Annotated in this window: 24 protein-coding genes and 2 riboswitches; of the genes, 18 read left to right on the top strand and 6 right to left on the bottom strand. The window is 65.4% G+C overall.

Annotated elements, in window-relative coordinates:
* Positions 1-26: 26 nt before the first annotated feature.
* Positions 27-494 carry an A24 family peptidase gene (locus RH91_RS18375; protein ID WP_010164612.1) on the bottom strand — a complete coding sequence of 156 codons (468 nt, stop codon included), beginning with the start codon at positions 492-494 and terminating at the stop codon, positions 27-29.
* A gap of 63 nt (positions 495-557) precedes the next feature.
* Here RH91_RS18375 and RH91_RS18370 point away from each other — a divergent pair, with 63 nt between their 5' ends.
* The 3 genes from RH91_RS18370 (at position 558) to RH91_RS18360 (ending at position 5,136) form a co-directional block, all read left to right on the top strand.
* Positions 558-1,499, top strand: a complete 942-nt coding sequence (locus RH91_RS18370; RefSeq protein WP_010164611.1) for an alpha/beta fold hydrolase — start codon at positions 558-560, stop codon at positions 1,497-1,499.
* Between the two features lie 3 nt (positions 1,500-1,502).
* Positions 1,503-2,591 carry an NAD(P)/FAD-dependent oxidoreductase gene (locus RH91_RS18365; protein ID WP_010164610.1) on the top strand — a complete coding sequence of 363 codons (1,089 nt, stop codon included), beginning with the start codon at positions 1,503-1,505 and terminating at the stop codon, positions 2,589-2,591.
* 115 nt (positions 2,592-2,706) lie between these two features.
* Entirely contained in the window at positions 2,707-5,136 is a 2,430-nt protein-coding gene (locus tag RH91_RS18360; RefSeq protein ID WP_010164609.1) for a TonB-dependent receptor, read from the top strand.
* A 200-nt stretch (positions 5,137-5,336) separates the two neighbouring features.
* Here RH91_RS18360 and rnhA read toward each other — a convergent pair whose 3' ends face one another.
* Genes rnhA through ispH form a run of 3 tightly spaced genes read right to left on the bottom strand, consistent with a single transcriptional unit; the run spans position 5,337 to position 7,729 of the window.
* Positions 5,337-5,810: a ribonuclease HI gene (gene rnhA, locus RH91_RS18355; RefSeq protein WP_010164608.1), complete on the bottom strand. Its 474-nt coding sequence runs from the start codon at positions 5,808-5,810 to the stop codon at positions 5,337-5,339.
* A complete protein-coding gene (gene thrB / locus RH91_RS18350) occupies positions 5,807-6,766 on the bottom strand; it encodes a homoserine kinase (protein WP_010164607.1) in 960 nt (319 codons plus the stop codon). The genes rnhA and thrB overlap by 4 nt, the downstream gene beginning before the upstream one ends.
* Before the next feature lie 3 nt (positions 6,767-6,769).
* Positions 6,770-7,729 (bottom strand): 4-hydroxy-3-methylbut-2-enyl diphosphate reductase, encoded by a 960-nt coding sequence (gene ispH, locus RH91_RS18345; RefSeq protein WP_010164606.1) that lies wholly within the window; start codon positions 7,727-7,729, stop codon positions 6,770-6,772.
* Between the two features lie 118 nt (positions 7,730-7,847).
* On the opposite strand from ispH, the gene RH91_RS18340 reads away from it, so the two are divergent.
* From RH91_RS18340 to RH91_RS18315, 6 genes are all read left to right on the top strand, one after another.
* A complete protein-coding gene (locus RH91_RS18340; protein WP_010164605.1) occupies positions 7,848-8,504 on the top strand; it encodes a hypothetical protein in 657 nt (218 codons plus the stop codon).
* Positions 8,505-8,569: 65 nt separating this feature from the next.
* Positions 8,570-8,661, top strand: a riboswitch (glycine riboswitch).
* Positions 8,662-8,767: riboswitch (glycine riboswitch) on the top strand. It begins immediately after the preceding riboswitch.
* 56 nt (positions 8,768-8,823) lie between these two features.
* Positions 8,824-9,996 (top strand): glycine cleavage system aminomethyltransferase GcvT, encoded by a 1,173-nt coding sequence (gene gcvT / locus RH91_RS18335; protein WP_010164602.1) that lies wholly within the window; start codon positions 8,824-8,826, stop codon positions 9,994-9,996.
* Entirely contained in the window at positions 9,996-10,367 is a 372-nt protein-coding gene (gene gcvH, locus RH91_RS18330; RefSeq protein ID WP_010164601.1) for a glycine cleavage system protein GcvH, read from the top strand. The genes gcvT and gcvH overlap by 1 nt, the downstream gene beginning before the upstream one ends.
* A gap of 121 nt (positions 10,368-10,488) precedes the next feature.
* Complete coding sequence (gene gcvPA, locus RH91_RS18325; protein WP_010164600.1) at positions 10,489-11,847, top strand: aminomethyl-transferring glycine dehydrogenase subunit GcvPA; 1,359 nt, start codon at positions 10,489-10,491, stop codon at positions 11,845-11,847.
* A complete protein-coding gene (gene gcvPB / locus RH91_RS18320) occupies positions 11,844-13,505 on the top strand; it encodes an aminomethyl-transferring glycine dehydrogenase subunit GcvPB (RefSeq protein ID WP_010164599.1) in 1,662 nt (553 codons plus the stop codon). Before gcvPA ends, gcvPB begins: the two co-directional genes overlap by 4 nt.
* A 7-nt stretch (positions 13,506-13,512) precedes the next feature.
* A complete protein-coding gene (locus RH91_RS18315) occupies positions 13,513-14,139 on the top strand; it encodes a DUF938 domain-containing protein (RefSeq protein ID WP_010164598.1) in 627 nt (208 codons plus the stop codon).
* Between the two features lie 43 nt (positions 14,140-14,182).
* On the opposite strand, the gene RH91_RS18310 is transcribed toward RH91_RS18315, so the two are convergent.
* Both RH91_RS18310 and glpD read right to left on the bottom strand, forming a co-directional pair.
* Positions 14,183-15,085: a DMT family transporter gene (locus tag RH91_RS18310; RefSeq protein WP_010164597.1), complete on the bottom strand. Its 903-nt coding sequence runs from the start codon at positions 15,083-15,085 to the stop codon at positions 14,183-14,185.
* A 225-nt stretch (positions 15,086-15,310) separates the two neighbouring features.
* The gene (gene glpD / locus RH91_RS18305; RefSeq protein ID WP_010164596.1) at positions 15,311-16,765 is read right to left on the bottom strand and encodes a glycerol-3-phosphate dehydrogenase; all 1,455 of its coding nucleotides are present in this window, start codon (positions 16,763-16,765) and stop codon (positions 15,311-15,313) included.
* 309 nt (positions 16,766-17,074) lie between these two features.
* Here glpD and RH91_RS18300 point away from each other — a divergent pair, with 309 nt between their 5' ends.
* The 9 genes from RH91_RS18300 (at position 17,075) to RH91_RS18260 (ending at position 24,902) form a co-directional block, all read left to right on the top strand.
* Positions 17,075-17,761 (top strand): outer membrane protein, encoded by a 687-nt coding sequence (locus RH91_RS18300; RefSeq protein WP_010164595.1) that lies wholly within the window; start codon positions 17,075-17,077, stop codon positions 17,759-17,761.
* Positions 17,762-18,091: 330 nt separating this feature from the next.
* Entirely contained in the window at positions 18,092-18,463 is a 372-nt protein-coding gene (rpsL, locus tag RH91_RS18295) for a 30S ribosomal protein S12 (RefSeq protein ID WP_010164594.1), read from the top strand.
* Positions 18,464-18,520: 57 nt separating this feature from the next.
* Positions 18,521-18,991, top strand: coding sequence for a 30S ribosomal protein S7 (gene rpsG / locus RH91_RS18290; RefSeq protein WP_010164592.1), 471 nt, complete (start codon positions 18,521-18,523; stop codon positions 18,989-18,991).
* Between the two features lie 94 nt (positions 18,992-19,085).
* Positions 19,086-21,182, top strand: a complete 2,097-nt coding sequence (gene fusA / locus RH91_RS18285) for an elongation factor G (RefSeq protein ID WP_010164591.1) — start codon at positions 19,086-19,088, stop codon at positions 21,180-21,182.
* Between the two features lie 121 nt (positions 21,183-21,303).
* Positions 21,304-22,497, top strand: a complete 1,194-nt coding sequence (gene tuf / locus RH91_RS18280) for an elongation factor Tu (RefSeq protein ID WP_010164590.1) — start codon at positions 21,304-21,306, stop codon at positions 22,495-22,497.
* A 160-nt stretch (positions 22,498-22,657) separates the two neighbouring features.
* A complete protein-coding gene (gene rpsJ, locus RH91_RS18275; protein ID WP_007406109.1) occupies positions 22,658-22,966 on the top strand; it encodes a 30S ribosomal protein S10 in 309 nt (102 codons plus the stop codon).
* A gap of 247 nt (positions 22,967-23,213) precedes the next feature.
* The gene (gene rplC, locus RH91_RS18270; RefSeq protein WP_010164588.1) at positions 23,214-23,969 is read left to right on the top strand and encodes a 50S ribosomal protein L3; all 756 of its coding nucleotides are present in this window, start codon (positions 23,214-23,216) and stop codon (positions 23,967-23,969) included.
* A gap of 2 nt (positions 23,970-23,971) precedes the next feature.
* Positions 23,972-24,598 carry a 50S ribosomal protein L4 gene (gene rplD / locus RH91_RS18265; protein ID WP_010164586.1) on the top strand — a complete coding sequence of 209 codons (627 nt, stop codon included), beginning with the start codon at positions 23,972-23,974 and terminating at the stop codon, positions 24,596-24,598.
* A complete protein-coding gene (locus tag RH91_RS18260) occupies positions 24,591-24,902 on the top strand; it encodes a 50S ribosomal protein L23 (RefSeq protein WP_010164584.1) in 312 nt (103 codons plus the stop codon). The genes rplD and RH91_RS18260 overlap by 8 nt, the downstream gene beginning before the upstream one ends.

The following is a 24,902-nucleotide window of genomic DNA, read 5'->3' as shown; positions in this document are numbered from 1 at the left end:
CTCGAACACGGGCGGTTGGGCCCGCGTTAAGCATTCCCACCAAGGTGGTTAAAAAGCGGTTCACGCAGTACGAAAAGCGCAGCGATCGCAATCGCCACGCCGTACGGAACCTCGATCTGCCCGGTCCGCCGGCGCAGCGCGCGGTCGACCAGCAGCAGCAGCGTGAGCACGCCGCCGAGCAGCGACATGGCGGTCAACATCGCCAGCAACGGCTGGAGCGGCAGCCATAGCGCGAGCGCGCCGATCATCTTGACGTCGCCCCCGCCCATCCAGCCGAAGTGGAACGCGGCGATGAACAACGCGAAGACGAGCAGCGCCAGACCGAGCTGGACGACCATGTCGGGCCAGAGGGAAAGGCCGTTACCCCACCACCACAAAGGCGCGAGCAAGGCGATCGCCGCGTTCTTCCAATTGGCGATCTCGCGCGTCCGCACGTCCTGGACACCCGCCGAAACCAGCAAGGCGACCAATGCGATCAGCACCGTCGTCGTCATAGAAAGCCCACCCATGCGGGAAAGCCCTAGACGGCGTGCCTTTCGAAAACGTAACCATGCCGGATGGTCTCCCCCCAATTGTACCGGCGCGCGATTCCCGCAGCGGCGCGGATCACGCACTGGAAAGCGCCCGACGGATGGGCGCTGCGCCGGTTCGACTGGCCTGCCCCGCCGAAGGCGCGGGGACGCTTGCTGTTCCAGGGCGGGCGCGGGGATGTTTTCGAGAAGTACCTGGAAACGTTCGCGCATTGGCATGCGCAAGGCTGGGCCGTCACCTCGTTCGACTGGCGCGGGCAGGGTGGCTCGGGGCGCCTGTCCAAGAATGCGCACGTCGGGCACATCGAGAATTTCCAGCAGTACATCGATGATTTTCGCGCCTTCTGGGCGGAATGGGTGACGCAGGGGCCCGGGCCGCACGTCGCGATCGGCCATTCGATGGGCGGGCATCTGCTGCTGCGGGCGCTGGCCGAGGGGGCGGCGACTCCGGATGCGGCGGTACTCGTCGCGCCGATGCTCGGGCTGCACAGTCCGGTCGGCCAGCGAGTCGGCGAACGCGTCGCGAGGCTGATGAGCCGCGTCGGCGAGGCGTCACGCCCGGCATGGCGCGGCAATGAGCGGCCCGCCACGACCGAGACGAGACAGTCGCTGCTGACGCACGATCCCGCGCGCTATGAGGACGAGCTGTTCTGGCAGGCCACGCACCCGGAGTTGCTGCTTGGCCCGCCGAGCTGGCGCTGGCTCGCGCAGGCGTTCACGTCGACGCGCCGGCTGCGCGAGGATCCCCGGCTGGCGACACTCAGCATTCCGCTGCTGTTCCTGCTCGCGGATGCGGACAAGCTCGTCTCGACCAAGGTTGCGGCGCGCGTCGCGACGAAATTGCCGGACAGCACCGTCGTGCGGTTCGGCCCCGAATCGGCGCATGAGATCCTGCGCGAGGCGGATGGCGTGCGCGCACGCGCGATCGGGGAAATCGACACGTTCCTCGCCGCGCACGCGAGGCGGTAGGCGATGCGCTACGATGTCGCGATCGTCGGCGCGGGGATGGCGGGCGCGAGCCTTGCCGCCGCGATCGCGCCGCACGCCTCGGTCGTGGTGCTCGAGGCGGAGGATCTGCCCGGTTTCCATGCGACCGGGCGCTCGGCGGCGTTCTGGTCGGAGACCTATGGCGGCCCCGGCGTCCAGCCGTTGACGACCGCGTCGGGCGCGGCGTTGCACGGCGGCGGGTTTCTCCAGGCGCTCGGGTCGCTGCACATCGGGCGCGCGGCGGATCATGCCGCGATCGACGCGTTTCTGGCCGAGTTCGACGGCAGCGGGGTCGCGCTCGAGCGAGTCGACCCGCACGCGCTGGTGCCGGGGTTGCGGCCCGAATGGATGCTTGGGGTGCTCGAGCAGAGCAGCACCTATATCGACGTCGCCGCGCTGCACAGCCATTACCTGAAAGCGGCTCGAAAGGGGGGTGCCAGGCTGGTGCTGTCCGCACCGCTCATCGGCGTTACGCGGAGTGGCGACGGCTGGTCGCTCGAGACGGCGAACGGCACGTTCGCGGCGACGGTGCTGGTGAATGCCGCCGGAGCGTGGGCCGATCCGGTCGCGCGGATGGCGGGCGTCGCGCCGATCGGGATCACCGCCTATCGCCGCACGATGGTGCAGCTCGCGACCGATCCGCCCGCGCCGGAAACGCTGCCGCATGTCGTCGGGATCGGCGGAGATTTCTATTTCAAGCCCGAGGCGGGCGGTAAGATCTGGCTGAGCCCGCATGACGAGACCGAGTCGGCCCCGGGCGATGCGCAGCCCGAAGAGATCGACGTGGCGACCGCGATCGACCGGTTCGAGCGAGTCGTCGACTGGCGCGTGACCAAGGTCGAGCGGCGCTGGGCGGGGTTGCGCAGCTTCGCGCCCGACCGGCTGCCGGTCTTCGGCTTCGCGCCCGACGCGCCCGGTTTCTTCTGGTGCGCGGGGCAGGGCGGGTTCGGCATCCAGACCGCGCCCGCGGCGGCGGCGCTGGCGGCGTCGCTGCTGCTGGGGCACGCGCCGGATGCGAGCGTCGCCGGGATCGACGCCGCCCGCTATGCGCCGCAGCGGTTTGCCGCAGGTTAGCTCGCTGAAATGACGCGGCAATGAGGCCGACGCGGTTCTACTTGATACGCGGCCTCACCCGGACTAGCGTCCTCCCATACCGGTAGCCAAAGGCGCCGGAAACAGGGGGGGATCAATGCAAGCCTATGCATCGGCGCGCGCCGCTTTGGCGTCCGGTTTTTCCATCATCACCTTTGCCGCCTGCGCGGCTGCGACGCCCGCGCTGGCGCAGGTTGCGCCAGGGGCCGATGCGCAACAGGCGGAACCTGCCGCGGATGGCAACGACATCGTCGTCACCGCGAACAAGCGTTCGACGACGATCCAGAACGTGCCCTTCTCGATCAACGCGCAGACTTCCGAAGACATCCGCCGTTCGGGCGCGACGACGCTCGAGGACGTGTCGCGCAACGTCGCGGGGCTTGCGATCCAGAACCTCGGGCCGGGGCAGAGCCAGGTCGGGATCCGCGGCGTCTCCGCCGGGCAGGTCGCGCGCGACCAGCCAGGCGTGAAGGAGCAGGTCGGCATCTACCTTGACGAATCAGTGATTTCGCTCTCGCTGTTCACGCCCGATCTCGACCTGTACGACCTCAATCGGATCGAGACGCTGCGCGGGCCACAGGGGACGCTGTTCGGCTCGGGCTCGGTCGGGGGCACGATTCGCTACATCACCAACCAGCCGACGACGAGCCGGATCGAGGGATCGGTCGAGGCGAACGTCAACGTCGTCGCGGAGGATGCGCTCGGCGGGCATCTCAAGGGCGCGATCAACCTTCCGCTCAGCGAGAAGGTCGCGGTACGCGCGGTCGGCTATTATACGCGCTATGCGGGCTTCATCGACGCACGGCGCGAGGGCGGCAGGGTCGACAAGAACGTCAACGACGGCGAACGCTATGGCGGGCGGATCGCGGTGCTGATCAAGCCGGTCGAGGGGCTCAGCATCACGCCGCGCTTCATCTACCAGAAGATCGACGTCAACGGCTTCAACCGCGAGGAACGCTACAACCTCTTCGCCAACAGCTTCACGACGACGCGCCCGCAGGTGACGCTCGGAGACCGCGAGCAATATCTGCTGCTCGACGAGAAATTCACCGACGATATCAAGATCGGCGACCTGACGATCCAGGCGAACGTCAAGGGTGTCGATATCACCACGGTGACGAGCTACACCGACCGCAGCATCCTCGTCAGCCGCGACGCGAGTGCGCTGACGGGAAGCGTTTCGGTCGACCTCGGCTTCCCGACCGCGGCGGTGCTGCTCCCGTCCAACCTGCGCGATACGACCAAGGTGACCTCGTTCACGCAGGAAATCCGCTTTGCCTCGGCCTATGCGAGCCCGTTCCAGTGGCTGATCGGCGGATTCTTCTCGAGCACCGACCGCAACTATGCGCAGCGGCTGCCGACGCCGGGCTACGACGCCTTCACCGATTCGGTGCTCGGCGCGGGGACGTCGGCGGCGGTGGCCAACGGGTTCGCGGCGGATTCGCCGTATAACGCCAACATTCCGTACAAGCTGAAACAGCTCGCGATCTTCGGCGAGGCGAGCCTTGCGATCACCGCTCGGCTCAAGGCGACCGCGGGCGGGCGCTATTACGGCTACAACGAATCGCGCGTGTTCAAGTCCGGCGGCTTGTTCACCAATGGCGACAACAACAGCGACCGGACGTCCTCGGAAGGGTTCTCGCCGCGATTGCTGCTGAGCTACAAGGCGGCGGATCGCGTGACCTTCAACGCGCAGGCATCCAAGGGCTTCCGGCTCGGCGGGGTCAACGACCCGCTCAACATTCCGCTCTGTTCGGGCGGCGCGGGCGGTCCGGACGCCGCGACCTTCGGCAACCGCCCGCGCTATGGCGACGAGAGCTTGTGGAACTATGAGGGCGGGATGAAGGCGCGGTTCGGCCCCGTCACGCTCAACGCCGCGGCTTTCTACAACGACATCAAGAATTTGCAGGTCACGGCGGATGCCGGAAGCTGTTCGTCGCGGATCGTGTTCAACGTGCCCAAGGCGCATTCCAAGGGGGTCGAGGTCGAGCTGTCGATGACCCCGGTGACCGGGCTCGACCTGGGATTGTCGGGTAGCGTGCTGGAAGCGCAGTTCGATGCGACGCTCACGCGGCCCAACGGCAGCGTGATCGAGGGGATCCGCGATGGCAACCGCTTGCCGTCGGTGCCCAAGTTCCAGCTATCGGCCAATGCCAGCTACCGCTTCGCGGTCGCCGCGTCGACCTATGCGGTGTTCAGCGGTTCGTTCCAGCATGTCGGCAGCCGCTTCACGCAACCGGGCGACCAGGAGAACAACCCGCGGACGTTCGTCACCGGTCTGCCGTTCGGCGGTGCGCCCGCGACCGCCTCGACGGTGATCGACCTGCGCCTGCCGCGCTACGAGCTGGTCGGGCTCCGCGCCGGGCTGGAATTCGCGAACGACCTCGCGGTCTCGGTCTACGTCAACAACCTGCTCGACGAGAACGCGCTGCTGTCGTTCGACCGCGAACGCGGCGGGCGCGCGCGGCTCGCCTTCACGACCAACCAGCCACGCACGATCGGGCTGACGGCGAGCAAGCGGTTCTGAATGGTGGGTGGGCGCTGTAGTGCCCCGCCCGCGTTTTCCGTCACCCCGGCGAAGGCCGGGGCCGCCATGTTGAATGGCGCGACTGGCGATACCGCATCCCGTCGCGCCGTTGCGTCCGGATAACCTAACGGCCCCGGCCTTCGCCGGGGTGACGGGAGGTTTGCGCCGGTCCCGAACGCACTGACGTACGGCGCGCGACGTTACCGCCGCGCCGCCAGCATCGCGGCGTCGCTCGCCAACTTGTCGCATCGCTCGTTGTCGGGGTGCCCGGCGTGGCCCTTGACCCACACCCAGTCGATCCGGTGCGGCTTGGCGGCATCGAGCAGCGCCTGCCACAGCTCGGCGTTCTTGACCGGCTGCCTCGCGGCGGTCTTCCAGCCGTTCTTCTGCCAGCCCTTGATCCACTTGGTCAGGCCGTCCATCACATAGCGGCTGTCGGTCGACAGCGTCACTCGGCACGGCCGCTTGAGTGCGCGCAGGCCCTCGATCGCGGCCATCAGCTCCATGCGGTTGTTGGTGGTCAGCTTCTCGCCGCCCGACAATTCCTTCTCGGTCCCGCCGCTGCGAATCAGCGCACCCCAGCCGCCCGGGCCGGGATTGCCCTTGCAGGCGCCATCGGTGGCGATTTCGACTTTGGTCAGTTCGGGCGGGGTGGTGGGCGCAGCGTCAGTCATCGCGTCCGCTTAGCCAGCTCCGGCGCATAATGCGACAGCCTCTGGACATAGGCGAGCGGATCCTTGCGCGTGACCAAGGCGTCGGCGGGCGTGTTGAGCCAGTCCCACGCGCGCGAGAGTGCGAACCGGAGGCAGGCCCCGCTGGCAAGCGTCGGGAAATGCTGCTTTTCCAGGTCACTCAACGGGAATCCCGTTGCGTAGCCCGCAATCACCGCATCGCCGATCGCCGCATCGTAGTGCGTCCCGGTCGAATCGAACGACCAGGCGGTGTGCATGATCGCGAGATCGAACACGCGGATGTCGGTGCAGGCGAAATAGAAGTCGATCAGCCCGGATACGTCATCGCCACGCATCAGTACGTTGTCGGGGAACAGGTCGGCATGGATTGCGGACTGCTCGAGCACGTCGCGGGGCCAGCGTATCATAACGCCATCGAGCGCGGATCCGAGCGTGTCGTAAAGCCCGGGTGCAATCTCGTTCAAGCTCTGGCCGCACCGCGCGAACAGCGGCTGCCAGCTTTCCACGCCCATCGTATTGGGGCGGGTCTGCGGAAAATCGGCGAGCCCCGCGTGCATCGCCGCCATCGCCGCCCCGGTCGCGGCGGCTTGAGTCGGGGTCGGGTGCGACAGCGAGACGCCGGGCAGGAACTGGATCAGGCACGCCGGGCGGCCTTCGAGCGTATGGATCGCGGTGCCGTTGCGGTCCTTGATTGCGGGCGGAACCGGGTTGCCGCGCGCCGCAAGATGATCGAGCAGGTCGAGGAAGAACGGCAGGTCGTCGCCATCGACGCGCTTTTCGTAGAGCGTCAGGATGAAGCGTCCGGATGTGGTGTCGACCAGATAATTGGTGTTCTCCACCCCTTCCGCGATTCCCTTCGCGGAGACGAGCGTGCCGCAATCGAACCCGTCGAGGAAGCGGCCGAACGCCTCGGCCGAGACATGCGTGTAGACCGCCATGGTTCAGGCCGCGACGTCGAGGCCGCGAGGCAGCTTGAACGACACCGTCTCGCGCTTGGTCTCGACCTCGCGTTCGGTGACGGTGAAGCGCTCGCCGAGCCGGTCGACGAGTTCGCGGACCAGCACCTCGGGCGCAGAGGCGCCTGCGGTCAGCCCGAGAATGCGCACGTCCTTGAGGAAGTCCCAGTCGAGTTCCGCCGCGCGCTGGATCAGGTGCGCGCGTGTCCCTTCGCGTTCGGCAACTTCGACGAGGCGGACCGAATTGGACGAATTGGGCGCGCCGATCACCAGCATCGCGTCGCACGTCTGCGCGATCGCCTTGACCGCGGCCTGGCGATTGGAGGTGGCGTAGCAGATGTCCTCGCCCGGCGGCCCCTGGATCGACGGGAAGCGCGCCTTGAGCACCGCGACGACCGCGGCGGTATCGTCCATCGACAGCGTGGTCTGCGTCAGGAAGGCAAGGGTCGCGGGGTCGGCGGGGCTGTAGGCTTCCGCATCGGCGACGGTCTCGACCAGCGTCATCGCGCCCTCGGGCACCTGCCCGAAGGTGCCGATCACCTCGGGGTGGCCCGCATGGCCGATAAATACGATATGCCGCCCGAGCGCGACCATTCGCTCGGCCTGGCGGTGAACCTTGGAAACGAGCGGGCAGGTCGCGTCGAGGAAGGCGAGCCCGCGCTCGGTCGCCTTGTCGGGCACCGCCTTGGGGACGCCATGCGCGGAGAAGACGACGGGCACGCCATCGGGCACCTGATCGAGTTCCTCGACGAACACCGCACCCTTGTCGCGCAGCATGTCGACCACGAAGCGGTTGTGGACGATCTCGTGCCGGACATAGACCGGGGCGCCGAACTTCTGCAGCGCCAGCTCGACGATCTGGATCGCGCGATCGACCCCTGCGCAAAATCCGCGGGGGGCGGCGATGACCAGCTCGAGTGGCGGCTTTTCGACGGGGATACTCATGCTGGCCCAAGCCTACGCGATTGCTTGCGTGCGCGAAAGCCGCTTCCTATGAAGCGGGACGTCCGCGCGCTCTCCTATCGGTTGCGGATTCCTTTTGCATGATAAGGTGCGTGCCCCCGTGACCATCCGGAAATCAGCCATTGCCGCCCTCGCGACCAGCGCGTGCGGTGCGCTTCTGCTCGGCGGGTGCGCCCATACCGGAGAACTCGATGCGTCCGGCGGCATCACTGCGGTGCGCAACGCCTGCCCGAGCGTCGGCGTGCCCGCCGCGACCGGCGACGTCACGCTGTTCGATCCGCCCGCGAGCCGCGATGCGACCGCGCTCGACATGACCGCGGTGCTGACCAACGTCCGCTCGACCTGCGACGATTCGGGCAGCGACGTGCTGACCAAGCTGACCTTCTCGGTCGAGGGGCGCCGCGTGCGCACCGATGGGCCACGCGACGTGACGCTGCCGTATTTCGTGACGGTGGTGCAGGGCGGCACCGCGGTCGTCGCGAAGCGTGTCGGGCGCGTGACGCTGCATTTCGATGCGGGGCAGGCGCGCGCGGCGGTGCAGGGCATGGGCGAGGCGACCGTGTCGCGCGCCGCCGCGACTCTGCCCGACGATGTTCGCAAGAAGCTGACCGAGAAGCGCAAGGCGGGCGACGAAGACGCCGCGACTGACCCGCTGACCCGTCCGGAAATCCGCCAGGCGGTGCTCCGCGCGAGCTTCGAGGCGCTGGTCGGCTTCCAGCTGACCGACGAACAGCTCAAATATAACGCGACGCGCTGAGCCTTCTCGTTGACTTGCCTGTTGCGGCGCGGCAAACCGGCCGCGTCGTTGACGGGCAACCGTCAAGGGTACGCGCGGGAGAGCGTCCGGGGCAACTCGGACCGCCGAAGGAGCAACCGCCCCGGAATCTCTCAGGCAACCGGACCGCGCGGATCGACTCGACACTCTGGAAAGCGCGCTGCCCTGTGGGCGAGCGCCACCGAAGGGGTAAGCGGACCATGTGGTTCCGTGAAAGCTCTCAGGTTCCGTGACAGAGGGGGCGGCACATCACGGCGTTCCGGCGCCATGGCGCGCCGTTGACCTCTTGCGGAAGACCAACATGAGCGACCTCGACCCTTACGAGACCGAAGCCGACGAGATTGCCATCGAGCAATTGCCGCTCGATGCGTGGCATCGCGCGCGGGGTGGCCGGATGGTGCCGTTCGCGGGCTACGAAATGCCCGTCCAATATGAAGGCATCATGGCCGAGCATCTGTGGGTGCGCGAATCGGCCGGGCTGTTCGACGTCAGCCACATGGGCCAGCTGCTGTTCCGCTCGGAAGAGGGCGCAGACGTTGTCGCGGCGCTGGAAGCGGTACTGCCGGCTGATGTCGCCGGGCTGGGGCAAGGCAAGCAGCGCTATTCGCTGCTGCTGTCGGAGGATGGCGGCATCCTCGATGACCTGATGTTCACGCATCTGCCGGATGCCAACCCGTTCGACATCCAGGGCTATTACATGGTCGTCAACGGTGCGACCAAGATCGACGATATCGCGCATCTGCTCGAATATCTTCCCGACGGGATCGCGCTCAACCATATGGAAGACCAGGCGCTGCTCGCGTTGCAGGGGCCCAAGGCGGTCGATGCGCTCGCGCGGCTGGTGCCGGGCGTCGAAGCGCTGGTGTTCATGACCGCAGGCGCGTTCGAGTGGAACGGCGTGCCGCTGTGGATCAGCCGCTCGGGCTATACCGGCGAGGACGGGTTCGAGATTTCGGTCCCTGCCGAAAACGTCGAGGCGCTTGCCGATGCGCTGACCGCGGAGCCCGAGGTCAAGCCGATCGGTCTTGGCGCGCGTGATTCGCTGCGGCTCGAGGCGGGCTTGCCGCTGTACGGTCATGATCTCGACCCCGAGACGACCCCGGTTCAGGCGGACCTCGGTTTCGCTTTGTCGAAGCGCCGCCGCGAGGCGGGCGACTTCATGGGCGCACCGCGCATTCTCGCCGAGCGCGAGTCGGGCGCGATCATCAAGCGTGTCGGCCTGCTGGTCGAAGGGCGCCAGCCGGTGCGCGAAGGCGCGGCAGTGCTCGACGATCAGGGCTCGGAAGTCGGCCGCGTCACCTCGGGCGGGTTCGCGCCGAGCGTCGGTGCGCCGATCGCCATGGCTTATGTCCCGACCGCGCTGGCGGTTGCGGGCACCACGATTCAACTCGCGCAGCGCGGCAAGGTCCATCAGGCGACCGTCACCGCAATGCCGTTCATTCCCCACCGCTATGTCCGCGCAGGAGGCAAGTGATGAGCCGTTATTTTACCGAAGATCATGAATGGGTTGATGTCGATGGTGACGTCGGCGTCGTCGGCATTACCGAATATGCGCAGAGCCAGCTTGGCGACATCGTATTCGTCGACGTGCCCGAAGAGGGCAAGGAATTCGCCAAGGGCGACGAAGCCGCGGTGGTCGAATCGGTCAAGGCCGCGTCCGACGTCTATTCGCCGGTGTCCGGCACGGTGATCGAGGGCAACGCCGCGCTCGGCGACACGCCCGGGCTCGTCAACGAGGATCCCGAAGCAGAGGGCTGGTTCTTCAAGCTGACGCTGAGCGACACCGACGAGCTCAACGCGCTGATGGACGAGATTGCTTACAAGGCGTTCGTCGAGAAGCTGTGATCTGAACTGACCCCTTCCCTTGAGGGGAGGGGTTGGGGTGGGGCCTCTCCGCGGGCGCTCCACTCGTGGCACGGCCCCACCCCCGGCCCCTCCCCTGAACGGGAGGGGAGGAGTATAATAGATGCGCTATCTCCCCCTGACCCAGCCTGACCGCGATGCGATGCTCGGCGTGATCGGCGTGGCGACGATCGACGATCTGTTCGTCGACGTGCCCGAAGCCGCGCGGCTCGACGGACCGATTCACGGCCTGCCGATGCACGCCAGCGAAATGGCGGTCGAACGGCACATGACCGCCCTCGCGCGCAAGAACCTGACCGCGGGGGAAGCGCCGTTCTTCCTCGGCTGCGGCGCGTACAAGCATCATGTCCCCGCCTCGGTCGATCACCTGATCCAGCGTGGCGAGTTCCTCACCGCCTATACGCCGTACCAGCCCGAGATCGCGCAGGGCACGCTGCAGATGCTGTTCGAGTTCCAGACGCAGGTCGCGCGGCTGCTCGGCACGGATGTGGCGAACGCGTCGATGTACGACGGCTCGACCGCATGCTGGGAAGCGATCGGCATGGCGCGGCGGATCACCAAGCGCGGCAAGGCAATCCTGTCGTCGGGGCTGCACCCGCATTATGTTTCGGTCGCGAAGACGATGGCCAAGTTCACGGGCGACCTGCTCGAAACCGCCACGCCGACGCTGAGCGCGGAAACCGATCTCGAGACGCTGATCGCCGCGATCGACAAGGATACGTCGTGCGTCGTCGTGCAATATCCCGACATTCTCGGGCGGATCGCGGACCTCACGCCGCTGGCCGATGCGTGCCATGCCAACAAGGCGCTGCTGATCGCGGTCGTGACCGAGCCGGTCGCGTTGGGCGCGATCAAAGCGCCGGGCGAGATGGACGCGGATATCGTCGTCGGCGAAGGGCAATCGCTCGGCGTCGGGTTGCAGTTCGGCGGGCCCTATGTCGGGCTGTTCGGCTGCAAGGACAAATATGTCCGCCAGATGCCGGGTCGGCTGTGCGGCGAGACCTATGACGCGGATGGCCGGCGCGGCTTCGTGCTGACGCTGTCGACGCGCGAGCAGCATATCCGGCGCGAGAAGGCGACGTCGAACATCTGCACCAACTCCGGGCTGTGTGCGCTCGCTTTCTCGATCCACATGACGTTGCTGGGCGAGAAGGGGCTGCGCACCTTGGCGCAGATCAACCATCGCGGCGCGGTCGCGGCGGCGGAGCGGTTGAGCAAGGTTGCCGGCGTCGAACTCGTCACGCCTGCCTTCTTCAACGAATTCACGCTCAAGCTGCCGGTCGAGGCACGCCCGGTCGTGCGGACGCTGGCGGATCGCGGGATCCTGGCGGGGGTGTCGCTCGGGCGGTTGTATCCGGGCGAGGGCGATCTCGCCAACGGCCTCGTCGTCGCAGTGACCGAGACGACGTCGGCAGAAGATGTGGAAACGCTGGCGGCAGCGCTTGAGGAGATCTTGGCATGAGCATCAACGCAAGCGGATGGCGCCCCGAAGCGCCCGTTTCCGGGGGCAAGGCGTCCCCGACGGTGACCGGCAACAAGGCGCTGATGCTGGAAGAGGCGCTGATCTTCGAGATTGGTGATGCAGAGACGACCGGGGTGGATTTCGAGCAAGCCCCTCCCCTTCAGGGGAGGGGTTGGGGTGGGGCTGTACCAGGCGCAGGTCTCGGTGAGACGCCCCCCACCCCCAGCCCCTCCCCTGAAGGGGAGGGGAGTGTTGATCGCCTCGCCGGTCTGTTCCGCGATACGGCCATCGGTCTCCCCGGCCTGTCCGAGCCAGAGACCGTGCGCCACTACACGCGCCTGTCGCGCCAGAATTACGGGATCGACCTCGGCTTCTTCCCGCTCGGCTCGTGCACGATGAAGCACAACCCGCGGCTCAACGAGAAGATGGCGCGGCTCCCCGGTTTCGCGGACATTCATCCGCTCCAGCCGATCGACAGCGTGCAGGGCGCGCTCGGCGTCATCCATGAGCTTGCCACCTGGCTGATCACGCTGACCGGCATGCACGGCGTCGCTATGAGCCCCAAGGCGGGCGCGCATGGCGAGCTGTGCGGCGTGCTGGCGATTCGCGCCGCGCTCGAGGCGAAGGGCGAGGGGCATCGCAAGATCATCCTCGTCCCCGAAAGCGCGCACGGCACCAACCCGGCGACCGCGGCGTTCGCTGGCTATCAGGTCGAGGATATCCCCGCGACCGCCGAAGGCCGCGTCGATACGCAGGCGCTGATCGCGCGGCTCGGGCCGGACGTGGCGGGGGTGATGATCACCAACCCGAACACCTGCGGCCTGTTCGAGCGCGACATGCGGACGATCTCGGACGCGGTGCATGCGGCGGGCGGGTTCGTCTATTGCGATGGCGCGAACTTCAACGCGATCGTCGGGCGCGTGCGGCCGGGGGATCTCGGCATCGATGCGATGCACATCAACCTGCACAAGACCTTCTCGACTCCGCATGGCGGCGGCGGCCCCGGCTCGGGTCCGGTTGTTCTGTCGGAAGCGCTCGCCCCGTTCGGCCCGCTGCCGTTCGTCGCCAAGCAGGCCGATGGCCATTTCGCGCTGATCGAGGAAGAGACCGCGGGCGACGATCACCCGCACGCATTCGGCCGGATGGTCGCGTTCCATGGCCAGATGGGCATGTTTACGCGCGCGCTCACCTACATCCTCAGCCACGGCGCTGATGGACTGCGGCAGGTCGCCGAGGATGCGGTCCTCAACGCCAATTACATCCTGCGCAGCCTCGACCAGACGCTCGACGCGCCGTTCGGGGCGTCGGGGCCGTGCATGCATGAAGCGCTGTTCTCCGACAACGGCCTCGCCGCCGGTTTCTCGACGATCGATATCGCCAAGGGGCTGATCGACGAGGGGTTCCATCCGATGACGATGTACTTCCCGCTGGTCGTCCACGGCGCGATGCTGATCGAGCCGACCGAGACCGAATCCAAGGCCGCGATCGACCAGTTCGTCATGGCGCTTCGCTCGGTCGCCGAGCGGGCGAAGGCAGGCGACGTCAGCCTGAAGAGCGCGCCGCATTTCGCGCCGCGCAGCCGTCTCGACGAGACGCTCGCCGCGCGCAAGCCGGTGCTTGTGTGGAAAGAGCCGGTCCTCGCGCAGGCCGCCGAGTGACCAAGGCGTGACCACCCCGTGGATCCCGGGCGAGGCGGAGGGGGACACCCGCCGCCACGCGCCGGCCACGCTGCGCAATCGCATGGCGATCGCGGACGTGCTGCGCGAGGTGCTCCCGTTCGCGGGGACAGTGCTCGAAGTGGCAAGCGGATCGGGCGAGCATGTCGCCTATTTCGCGGAAGAATTTCCCGCGACCGAGTGGCAGCCGAGCGACCCCGATCCCGCCGCGCGCGTGTCGATCGCGGCGTGGTGCGACGGGATCGTCAACGTCGCGCCGCCGCTCGATCTCGATGCGGGCGTGGCGGACTGGGCGGTGGACCGGGCGGATGCGGTGCTGTGCATCAACATGGTCCACATCAGCGCGTGGAGCGCGACGCTGGGGCTGCTCGCGGGGGCGGCGCGGGTGCTGGCAGCGGGCGCGCCGCTGATCCTGTACGGGCCGTTCTTGCAGACCGACGTCCCGACTGCGCCGAGCAACATTGCGTTCGACGAATCCTTGCGCTTGCGCGACCCGCGCTGGGGATTGCGGCAGGTCGAATCGGTCGAGCAGGTTGCCGCGGGGCATGGTTTCGCGCTGGATCGACGGGTCGAGATGCCCGCGAATAATCTTCTGCTGGTTTTCCGGGCGGGGTAAGTCCGCCGGGCGGTCTACAGGGATACTACGTGGCTTTTGCCCACTATTGCACCTCTTCCAGCGCCCGGTTGATATGCCGGACCCGTTCGCGCCACAGGATGTAAAGGCCGCTTGCGACGATCACCGGCGCGCCGACCCACAACGCCGCGCTGGGCAGCGTGCCGAAGATCAGCCAGCCGAACAACGTCGCCCACAGCAGCGATGAATAGTCCATCGGCACCACCACCGACACCGGCCCGAGCCCGAGCGCCCCGGTCATCGCAAGCTGCGCAAGTCCGCCGATCAGCCCGACCACCGCGAGCAAGACCCAGACTTCGAGCGGATGGCTACGTGCCACCACGGCATACACCACGCCGAGCGGCAGCAGTGATAGCGTCGAGAACCAGAACACCGTCGTCAGCGCGGACTCGGTCCGGGTGATCTGCCGGAGCAGGATCGTCACCGACGCGGTTCCGAACGCGCCGAGCAGTCCGGTTGCCGCGCCCCACAGCGGGAAATGCTCGCCGCCCGGCTGCGCAACGATCAGCACGCCTGCGAACCCGGCGATCACCGCGCCCCAGCGGTGCCACCCGGTCGGCTCCCGCAGGATCACGCTCCCTAGGATCGTCGCGAAGATCGGTACGGTAAAACCAAGCGTCGTCGCCTCGGCCAGCGGGAGTGTGACGATCGTCGTGAAGGTAAACGCCATCGCGGTCAGCCCGAGGATCGCGCGCGAAATATGCGTGCCGATCTTCTTCGTGCCGACCGACCGCCAGCCGGGGCCGGACAGTATGATGCTGCTGATCAGGACGGACGCGCCGAGTTGCCGGAAGAATAGGATCTCCCCGAGCGCCGCGCCATGCTGTTCGGACAGTTTGATCACGACGTTCATCATCGCGAACAGGACGACGGACAGAAGCCGCAGACCGATCGCGGCGAGGATGCGGTCGGGCGCGGCTGTCGTCATAGAGGTGGAGCCTTATGGGGTCGCCGGGGCGCGCGCCAGTCGGGGATGTCTTAACGCAAGTTGTGCGTGGGAGAATCGCTTCCCCGGCGAAGGCCGGGGCCCAGGAGTGAAACCGGAGAATGCGAGCGGCTGCGCCTTGTTACTTCGGCCATCTCGACTGGGCCCCGGCCTTCGCCGGGGAAGTGCTAAGGGAAGGGGGAGGGCCGCTCCCGTTCGAAAGACGCGCTACGCCAGCGCGTCCCACGCCGCGACGAACGCCGCGCGCTCCGCCGCGCTCAGGTGCAGCCCGATCTTCGAGCGCCGCAACAGCACGTCGTCTGCCGTCCGTGCCCATTCCCGCGTCCGCAGCCAGCGCGCCTCGACTTCGGTGAGGCCTCCGCCAAGCTCGGCCCCGAGATCCTCCGCGCTTTTGATGTCGCGCAGCATTTCGGCAAGCATCGAACCGTAGGCGTGCGCCATCCGCTCGGATCGTGCCATGCCGAGGAACGGCCAGGTCGCGCGGACCTGATCGAGGAACTGCCGGAATTCGGTGATCGCCCCGCCGGGGAACACCCGCGCACGCGTCACCGGGTGTGCGGAAAATCCCAACGGTCCCGCAAGCTTGCCGAGCGCTTCCTCCGCCAGATGCCGTGCGGTGGTGATCTTGCCGCCGAAGATCGACAGCAGCGCAGGGCCGTTGGTGTCGAGCTCGAGCACGTAATCGCGCGTCACCGCCTTCGCCTCGCTCGCGCCGTCGTCGTAGAGCGGGCGGACCCCGGACCAGGTCGAGGTGACGTCGTCGGGCGCGATCTGCTGGGCGAAATGCCGGTTCGCCGCCGCGCAGAGATAGGCGATTTCGTTCTCGTCGATCACCGCGTCCTCGGGCGCGTCGACCGGGACGTCGGTCGTGCCGATTTCGGTAAAGCCGTCCTGATAGGGGATGGCGAAGACGATACGGCGGTCGGGCTGCTGGAGGATATAGGCGTGGTCGCCTTCATACAGCCGGGGCACGACGATATGGCTGCCCTTGACCAGTCGCACGCCCGACGCGGCGTTGACGCCCAGCCGCCCGAGCAGTTGCGCCACCCACGGACCCGCCGCATTGACCATCGCGCGTGCGCGGACGCTGCTGCCGTCGGACAGATGCGCCTGCCACACCTCACCCTCGCGTCGCGCCGACTCGAGTGCGACCCCGACGCGCACGTCCCCGCCATTTGCCGCGGCATCCATCGCGTTGAGGACGGTAAGGCGTGAATCGTCGACGAATGCGTCCGAATAGACGAAGCCCTTCGACGCCACCTTGAGCGGTGCGGTGAACGCGGAGTCGTTCTTGCGCAGGCCGCGCGATCGCGCGAGCGTCATCTTGCCGCCCAGGAAGTCGTAGAGATACAGCCCGAGCCGCACCATCCACCACGGCCGCACGGCATTCTCGTGCGGGAGCACGAAGCGCAGCGGGTGGATGATGTGCGGTGCCGCCTTCACCAGCCGCTCGCGTTCACGCAGCGCTTCGGCGACGAGCTTGAACTCGTAATATTCGAGATAGCGCAATCCGCCGTGGATCAGCTTGGTCGAAGCCGACGAGGTGTGCGCCGCGAGGTCGTCGCGTTCCACCAGCAGGACCGTGAGGCCGAGCAGGCTCGCTTCGCGCGCGATCGCGCAGCCGTTGATACCGCCGCCGACGATGAGGAGATCATATGTCACCGCTGTCCTGTATCGCACCCTTACGCCCGAAGCGACCGGCGTTTGTGCACCCCGAGGCCGGCTTGCGCGACTCGTGGCGGACCCCGGATTTCCATTATTGCCCCCATGTGCAAGCCGTCAGAATTGCCATGCACCGCTCAAATCATTCATCTTACAGCAAGAAAGCGTTGCAGAAATGCGACACTTCGGAAGGGCGGACCTTTTTTCGCACCGCAATGCAACATCCGACGACGATCCTTGTTCAGTCGCGGTCGGAGCACCGCTAGAGAGCCGGCGCGCCTTAACAGCCACAACTATAGGTCATCATTTATGCGTACTCTGAAAATCGCCGCCGCTGCACTGGCGTTTGTCGCCGCTCCCGCGTTCGCGCAGGACATGGCACCGGCAGCACCCGCCCCCGTCGACGCAGCAGCGCCGGTCGATGCAGCCGCACCCGCCGACACCGGCCCGCGCGCACCCGACGGCAGCCGTGCATTCGGCATCGAGCCTTACGTCGGCGTCATGGGCGGCTGGGAGCAGTTCGACAACGAACCGAACCATGGTATCCCGCAGGCGATCAACTCGAACGGCACGCTGCGCAACAACTACCGCCTGTCGGGCGCGCTGGTGCAGGGCGTCGTCGGCTTCAACGTTCCGCTCGGCCCGGTCTTCGTTGGTGCAGAAGGTAACGTCGCAAAGGGCGTTTCCGGCAACATCAACTGGGAATATGGCGCAGCAGGCCGTTTCGGCATCCGCGCTGGTGACAGCGGCATGTTCTACGGCAAGGTCGGCTACCAGTGGATCGACTTCGATCACTATTCGACCTTCGTCAGCGGCAACCGCAACGACAAGAAGCATGACGGCATCACCTACGGGATCGGCACCGAGTTCGGCCCCAAGGACATCGGCCTTCAGGGCATCACCGGCAACGCCGGCTTCCGTATCCGTGCAGAAGTCAACACGTTCGGCGATTTCCACAGCGTCCGTCCGATGCTCGGCGTGATCACGCACTTCTAAGACTCCGGTCGAAGAAAGTAAGAAGGGGGCGGGGAGTGGCGACACTCCCCGCCCTTTTTGCAGGCGATCGCAACCGGCGGCACCGTTTCTGCAAGATGCTGCACAACGCGGGAAATGCGCGACTCGGTTGACCCGATCCGCGTCTCGCTGTATGCGCACCTCCGCTCGACCGAAGGTTTTCCTGCGGGACAGTGCTTGAACATTGCTGGATGCATTCCAGGACCCGGGGGGCGAATGTCCCTGACGGTCCTTTTTGTATTCCCGAAATTTGTTCTCGGGGGGCGTGATGGCTCCAGCAAAGTAACCATCGATCCAAGGTGAAGAGATTCAATGCCGACAATCAACCAGCTGGTCCGCAAGGGCCGCGATCCGCAGAAGGCCAAGTCCAAGGTCCCTGCGATGGAAGCAAACCCGCAGAAGCGTGGCGTTTGCACCCGCGTCTACACGACGACCCCGAAGAAGCCGAACTCGGCTCTGCGCAAGGTGGCCAAGGTTCGCCTGACCAACCAGCGCGAAGTCATCAGCTACATTCCGGGTGAGGGCCACAACCTGCAGGAGCACTCGGTCGTGCTGATCCGCGGCGGTCGCGTTCGCGATCTTCCCGGCGTGCGGTACCATGTCCTGCGCGGTGTCCTCGATACACAGGGTGTCAAGGATCGTCGCCAGTCCCGTTCGAAGTACGGCGCCAAGCGTCCGAAGTAAGCCGGTCGGCTCTCATAGCCGACCATCTTATGGCTGAAGTTAGAAAAGGTTTTTGATATGGCACGTCGTCGTCGGCCCGAAAAGCGGGTCATTCTTCCGGATCCCCAGTATGGGGACGAGGTTCTCTCCAAGTTCATGAACAGCGTGATGCTCGACGGCAAGAAGTCGGTCGCGGAGCTGATCGTGTACGGTGCGCTCGCAACCGTCGAGACGCGCGCCAAGAAGGACCCGATCGCGGTCTTTCATGATGCGCTGACCAACGTGAAGCCCGGCATCGAAGTTCGCAGCCGCCGCGTCGGTGGTGCGACCTATCAGGTCCCGGTCGAGGTTCGCCCCGAGCGTGCCCAGGCCCTGGCGATTCGCTGGTTGATCACTGCCGCTCGTGCGCGCAGCGAGAACACCATGTCGGCACGCCTGTCGGGTGAGCTGATGGATGCGGCGAACAATCGCGGCAACGCGGTCAAGAAGCGTGAAGACACGCATCGTATGGCCGAAGCCAACCGCGCCTTCTCGCATTATCGCTGGTAATCGTTCCGACGGCGGCTTTTCGCCGACAGAACTAACACCTATATATTGGGGAGCCGGTTTCGCTGGCTCCCCATATCCTTAAGGAAGCACTGACATGGCCCGCAGCCATCCGCTCGACCGCTATCGCAACATCGGCATCATGGCGCATATCGACGCCGGCAAGACGACGACGACCGAGCGCATCCTCTATTACACCGGCAAGTCCTACAAGATCGGCGAAGTGCATGAAGGCACCGCGACGATGGATTGGATGGAGCAGGAGCAGGAGCGCGGGATCACGATCACGTCCGCCGCTACGACGTGCAAATGGCGCGCCGAAGAAGGCAAGGGCGAAGAGCACCTGATCAACATCATCGATACCCCCGGCCACGTCGACTTCACGATTGAAGTCGAGCGTTCGCTGCGCGTGCTCGACGGTGCGGTCGCCTGTTTCGATGGCGTTGCCGGCGTTGAGCCGCAGTCCGAGACGGTGTGGCGTCAGGCTGAGAAGTACAAGGTTCCGCGGATGTGCTTCGTCAACAAGCTCGACCGGACCGGTGCTGATTTCTATTTCTGCGTTCAGTCGATCATCGATCGTCTGGGTGCGCGTCCCGCTGTGCTGTATCTCCCGATCGGCATGGAAGGCGGCTTCAAGGGTCTCGTCGATCTCGTCGAGAACCGCGCGATCATCTGGCTCGAAGAGAGCCTCGGCGCGAAGTTCGAATATGCCGAGATCCCCGAGGATCTCGTCGAGAAGGCAGCGAAGTATCGCAGCGACCTGATCGAGATGGCAGTCGAGCAGGACGACGCGCTCATGGAAGCGTATCTCGAGGGCAACGAGCCGAGCACGGCTGACCTGAAGAAGCTGATCCGCAAGGGCACGCTCAACTTCTCGTTCGTGCCGGTGGTTTGCGGTTCGGCGTTCAAGAACAAGGGCGTCCAGCCCCTGCTTGACGCCGTCGTCGACTATCTCCCTTCGCCGCTCGACGTTCCGGCGATCCAGGGCCTCAAGCTCGACGGTACGACGGTCGACGAGCGTCCTTCGTCGGACGAGGCACCGTTCTCGGCGCTGGCGTTCAAGATCATGAACGATCCGTTCGTGGGAACGCTGACCTTCGCACGTATCTACTCGGGCAAGCTCGAGACCGCGTCGCAGGTCACGAACTCGGTCAAGGACAAGAAGGAAAAGGTCGGTCGCATGCTGCTGATGCATGCGAACGAGCGTGAGGACATCCAGATCGCATACGCGGGCGACATCGTCGCTCTCGCAGGCCTCAAGGACACGACGACGGGCGACACGCTCTGCGCGATGAACGCTCCGATCATCCTGGAGCGGATGGAATTCCCCGAGCCCGTGATCGAGCTCTCGGTCGAGCCGAAGACGAAGGCCGACCAGGAGAAGATGGGCGTCGCGCTCAATCGTCTTGCACGCGAGGATCCATCGTTCCGCGTTTCGTCGGACTCCGAATCGGGCCAGACCATCATCAAGGGCATGGGCGAGCTCCATCTCGAGATCCTGGTCGATCGCATGAAGCGTGAGTTCAAGGTCGAGGCCAATGTCGGCGCGCCGCAGGTGGCTTACCGCGAATATCTCGGCAAGCCGGTCGATGTGGATTATACCCACAAGAAGCAGTCGGGTGGTACCGGCCAGTTCGGTCGCGTGAAGGTCAAGGTCACGCCGGGCGAGCGCGGTTCGGGCATCATCTTCAAGGATGAGATCAAGGGCGGTAACATTCCGAAGGAATATATCCCGGCGATCGAAAAGGGCTTCCGCGAGACGGCTGCTACCGGTTCGCTGGTCGGCTTCCCGATCATCGACTTCGAGATCCTCGTCTATGACGGCGCCTACCATGACGTCGACTCGTCGGCGCTGGCGTTCGAAATCTGTGCTCGTGGCGCAATGCGTGAAGTCGCGCAGAAGGCCGGGATCAAGCTGCTCGAGCCGATCATGAAGGTCGAGGTCGTGACGCCCGAGGATTATCTCGGTGACGTGATCGGCGACATGAACAGCCGCCGTGGCCAGATCCAGGGCACCGATACGCGCGGCAACGCGCAGTCGGTGGACGCGATGGTTCCGCTGGCAAACATGTTCGGCTACGTGAACGCGCTGCGCTCGTTCACGCAGGGTCGTGCGAACTACTCGATGCAGTTCTCGCATTACGAGGAAGTTCCGGCGAACGTTGCCGACGAAGTGAAGGCGAAGCTGGCCTAAGGCGACAAACCTGACGCCCTCGATGGGCGTCAGGGCTGGCGTTACCCAAAAACTCTCGCTATGGGGCGCGCTTCGCGTAGCGCTCCGGGCGAACCGAAAACGATCAATAAGGTAGGAAATCATGGCGAAAGCAAAGTTCGAGCGGAACAAGCCGCATCTCAACATCGGCACGATCGGCCATGTCGATCATGGCAAGACGTCGCTCACGGCTGCGATCACCAAGGTGCTCGCCGAGACCGGTGGCGCTACGTTCACCAGCTATGCCAACATCGATAAGGCTCCCGAGGAGCGCGAGCGCGGCATCACGATCTCGACCGCACACGTCGAGTATGAGACGACCGCACGTCACTACGCGCACGTCGATTGCCCGGGCCACGCCGATTATGTGAAGAACATGATCACCGGCGCGGCACAGATGGACGGCGCGATCCTCGTCGTTTCGGCAACCGACGGCCCGATGCCGCAGACCCGCGAGCACATCCTGCTCGCACGCCAGGTCGGCGTGCCGACGATGGTCGTGTTCATGAACAAGGTCGATCTGGTCGATGACGCCGAGATCCTCGAGCTCGTCGAGCTCGAAATCCGCGAGCTGCTCTCGTCGTATGACTTCGACGGCGACAACATCCCGGTCATCCAGGGTTCGGCTGTTGCAGCTCTGAACGACGTCACGCCCGAGATCGGCCATGACGCCGTCCTCAAGCTGATGGAAGCGGTCGACACGTACCTGCCGCAGCCCGAGCGTCCGCTCGACAAGCCGTTCATGATGCCGATCGAGGACGTTTTCTCGATCTCGGGTCGTGGTACGGTTGTCACCGGCCGCGTCGAAACCGGCATCGTCAAGGTTGGTGAGGAAGTCGAGATCGTCGGTATTCACCCGGCAGTCCGCAAGACGACCGTCACGGGCGTCGAGATGTTCCGCAAGCTGCTCGACCAGGGCCAGGCAGGCGACAACATCGGCGCGCTGATCCGCGGCGTCGGTCGTGAAGAAGTCGAGCGTGGCCAGGTTCTGGCAAAACCGGGTTCGATCACGCCGCACACCGACTTCCAGTCGGAAGTGTACGTGCTGTCGAAGGACGAGGGTGGCCGTCACACGCCGTTCTTCGCCAACTACCGCCCGCAGTTCTACTTCCGCACCACGGACGTCACCGGCACGGTCGAGCTGCCTGAGGGCACCGAGATGGTCATGCCCGGCGACAACGTTGCGCTCGGCGTCAAGCTGATCGCACCGATCGCCATGGACGTTGGCCAGCGCTTCACGATCCGTGAAGGTGGCCGTACGGTCGGCTCGGGCATCGTCAGCGCGATCGCCAAGTAATACCTAACCGTCTTTTTTAAAAAAGCTGCCGCCCGCGCCTCAAATCGAGGCGCGGGCGGTTGCCTTTTTGTGGAGGGCCGTGTAGTGGCCCGCCTCCGGTTTTTAAAAAGAACTAACTAGCGCCCGGTAACGGGCCCGCTCTTTCGCATTGGTAGGGACTATGGACAGCAATATCCGCATCCGTCTGAAGGCGTTCGATCACCGTGTGCTCGATCAGGCGACCGGCGACATCGCCGACACCGCGCGCCGCACTGGCGCTCTCATCCGTGGCCCCATTCCTTTGCCGACGCGCATCGAGAAGTTCACGGTCAACCGCGGCCCGCACATCGACAAGAAGTCGCGTGAGCAGTTCGAGGTCCGCACCTACAAGCGCATGCTCGACATCGTTCAGCCGACCCCGCAGACGGTCGATGCGCTGATGAAGCTCGACCTCGCCGCAGGCGTTGACGTCGAGATCAAGCTCGCCTAATAGCGGCGCTTCGCAAGAGATTCGGTCCGCTAAAACGGACCTGATAGGGATACCGCCAGCTTCGGCTGGGTCTGCGTCCCCCGACACGTTTCCCGCCATGGCGGGGGCACCAGCCCGGGTCGGGGCAGCAGTATAAAAGAATTTGGGCTGAACCGGTTCCGATCGAGGCGATACGCCTTGGTCGGGGCCAGCACGCATGTTTCGGAATGGTCCGGGATGTGCCTCTGCACTGATTGGAGCATTGGTCATGCGCACTGGCGTGATCGCGAAAAAGTTGGGGATGACCCGCTTGTTCCAGGACGATGGGCGCCACGTGCCCGTCACCGTCCTGGCACTGGAAAATCTGCAGGTGGTGGCCGTTCGCGAGGCCGACCGTGATGGATATGTTGCTGTGCAGCTTGGTGCCGGCGTTGCGAAGGCGAAGAATGTCGCCAAGCCGCAGCGTGGCCACTTCGGCAAGGCCGAAGTCGAGCCCAAGGCGAAGCTCGCCGAATTCCGCGTCGCCGAGGATGCAGTCCTCGAAGTCGGCGCAACCATCTCGGCAGATCACTATGTCTCCGGCCAGATCGTCGATATCCAGGGCGTGACCCAGGGTAAGGGCTTCCAGGGCGGCATGAAGCGTTGGGGCTTCGGCGGTCTTCGGGCAACTCACGGCGTTTCGGTCTCGCACCGTTCGCTCGGTTCGACCGGTCAGCGCCAGGATCCGGGCAAGGTCTTCAAGAACAAGAAGATGGCCGGGCAGATGGGCAACAAGAACCGCACCCAGCAGAACCTCGAAATCGTATCGACCGACGTCGAGCGCGGCCTCATCTTCGTCAAGGGTTCGGTCCCTGGCTCGAAGGGTGGCTGGCTGCTCGTCAAGGATTCGGTCAAGGTCACGCGTCACGCTGATGCGCCGTACCCCGCCGGTCTCCGCCAGGTCGCCAATAACAACGACACCGCTCCCGCCGAGACGCCTTCCGACGTCGCGACCGTGGATGCGACCGACGGCCAGGAGGGCTGATCATGAAGGTTACCTCTCAGTCTTTCGACGGCGCAGCCGGCACGGAAGTCGAGCTCAACGATGAGGTCTTCGGCCTCGATCCGCGCGCCGACATTCTGCACCGCGTCGTCACCTGGCAGCTCGAGAAGCGTCGTGCGACCGCAAGCGGCACGCGCGAGCGTTCCGACGTTGCTCGCACCGGCAAGAAGTTCGGTCGCCAGAAGGGCGGCGGTACGGCGCGTCACGGCGATCGCCGCGCGCCGATCTTCGTCGGTGGTGGTAAGGCGCACGGTCAGCGGACCCGCGACTTCAACCCTGGCCTGAACAAGAAGGTTCGTGCGCTTGGTCTGAAGATGGCGCTTTCGAGCCATGCGCAGGCTGGCACGCTGGTCGTCATGGACAGCCTCGCTGTCGAGGCGAACAAGACCAAGACGCTCATCGGCAGCTGGTCGAACATCGGTGCGGGCAAGACCGCACTCGTGATCGACGGCGACATGGTCGACACGAGCTTCGCACTGGCCGCGGGCAACCTGCACACGATCAACGTGATGCCGGCTGCGGGCGCCAATGTGTACGACATCCTGAAGCACGACACGCTGGTCCTGACCCGCGCTGCCGTCGAGAAGCTGGAGGCGCGCTTCAATGGCTAAGCAGAAAGCAGCGATCGACGCGCGTCATTATGACGTGATCGTCGCACCGCACATCACCGAGAAGGCCACGTTGCTCAGCGAGCATAACGCGGTCGTGTTCAAGGTCACCAACGAAGCCACGAAGCCGCAGATCAAGGCTGCGATTGAGGCATTGTTCGACGTGACCGTTCTGGGGGTCAACACGATCGTCCAGAAGGGCAAGACCAAGAAGTGGAAGGGTGCTCCTTACAAGCGCTCCGACATCAAGAAGGCGATCGTGACGTTGAAGGACGGTCAGTCCATCGACGTGACGACGGGGATCTGA

It is taken from the genome of Sphingomonas sp. PAMC 26617 (genome assembly GCF_000242835.1).
Lineage (GTDB): Bacteria > Pseudomonadota > Alphaproteobacteria > Sphingomonadales > Sphingomonadaceae > Sphingomonas.
The sequence above is the reverse complement of the archived record's forward strand: the minus strand, read 5'-3'. Positions and strand labels throughout refer to the sequence as shown.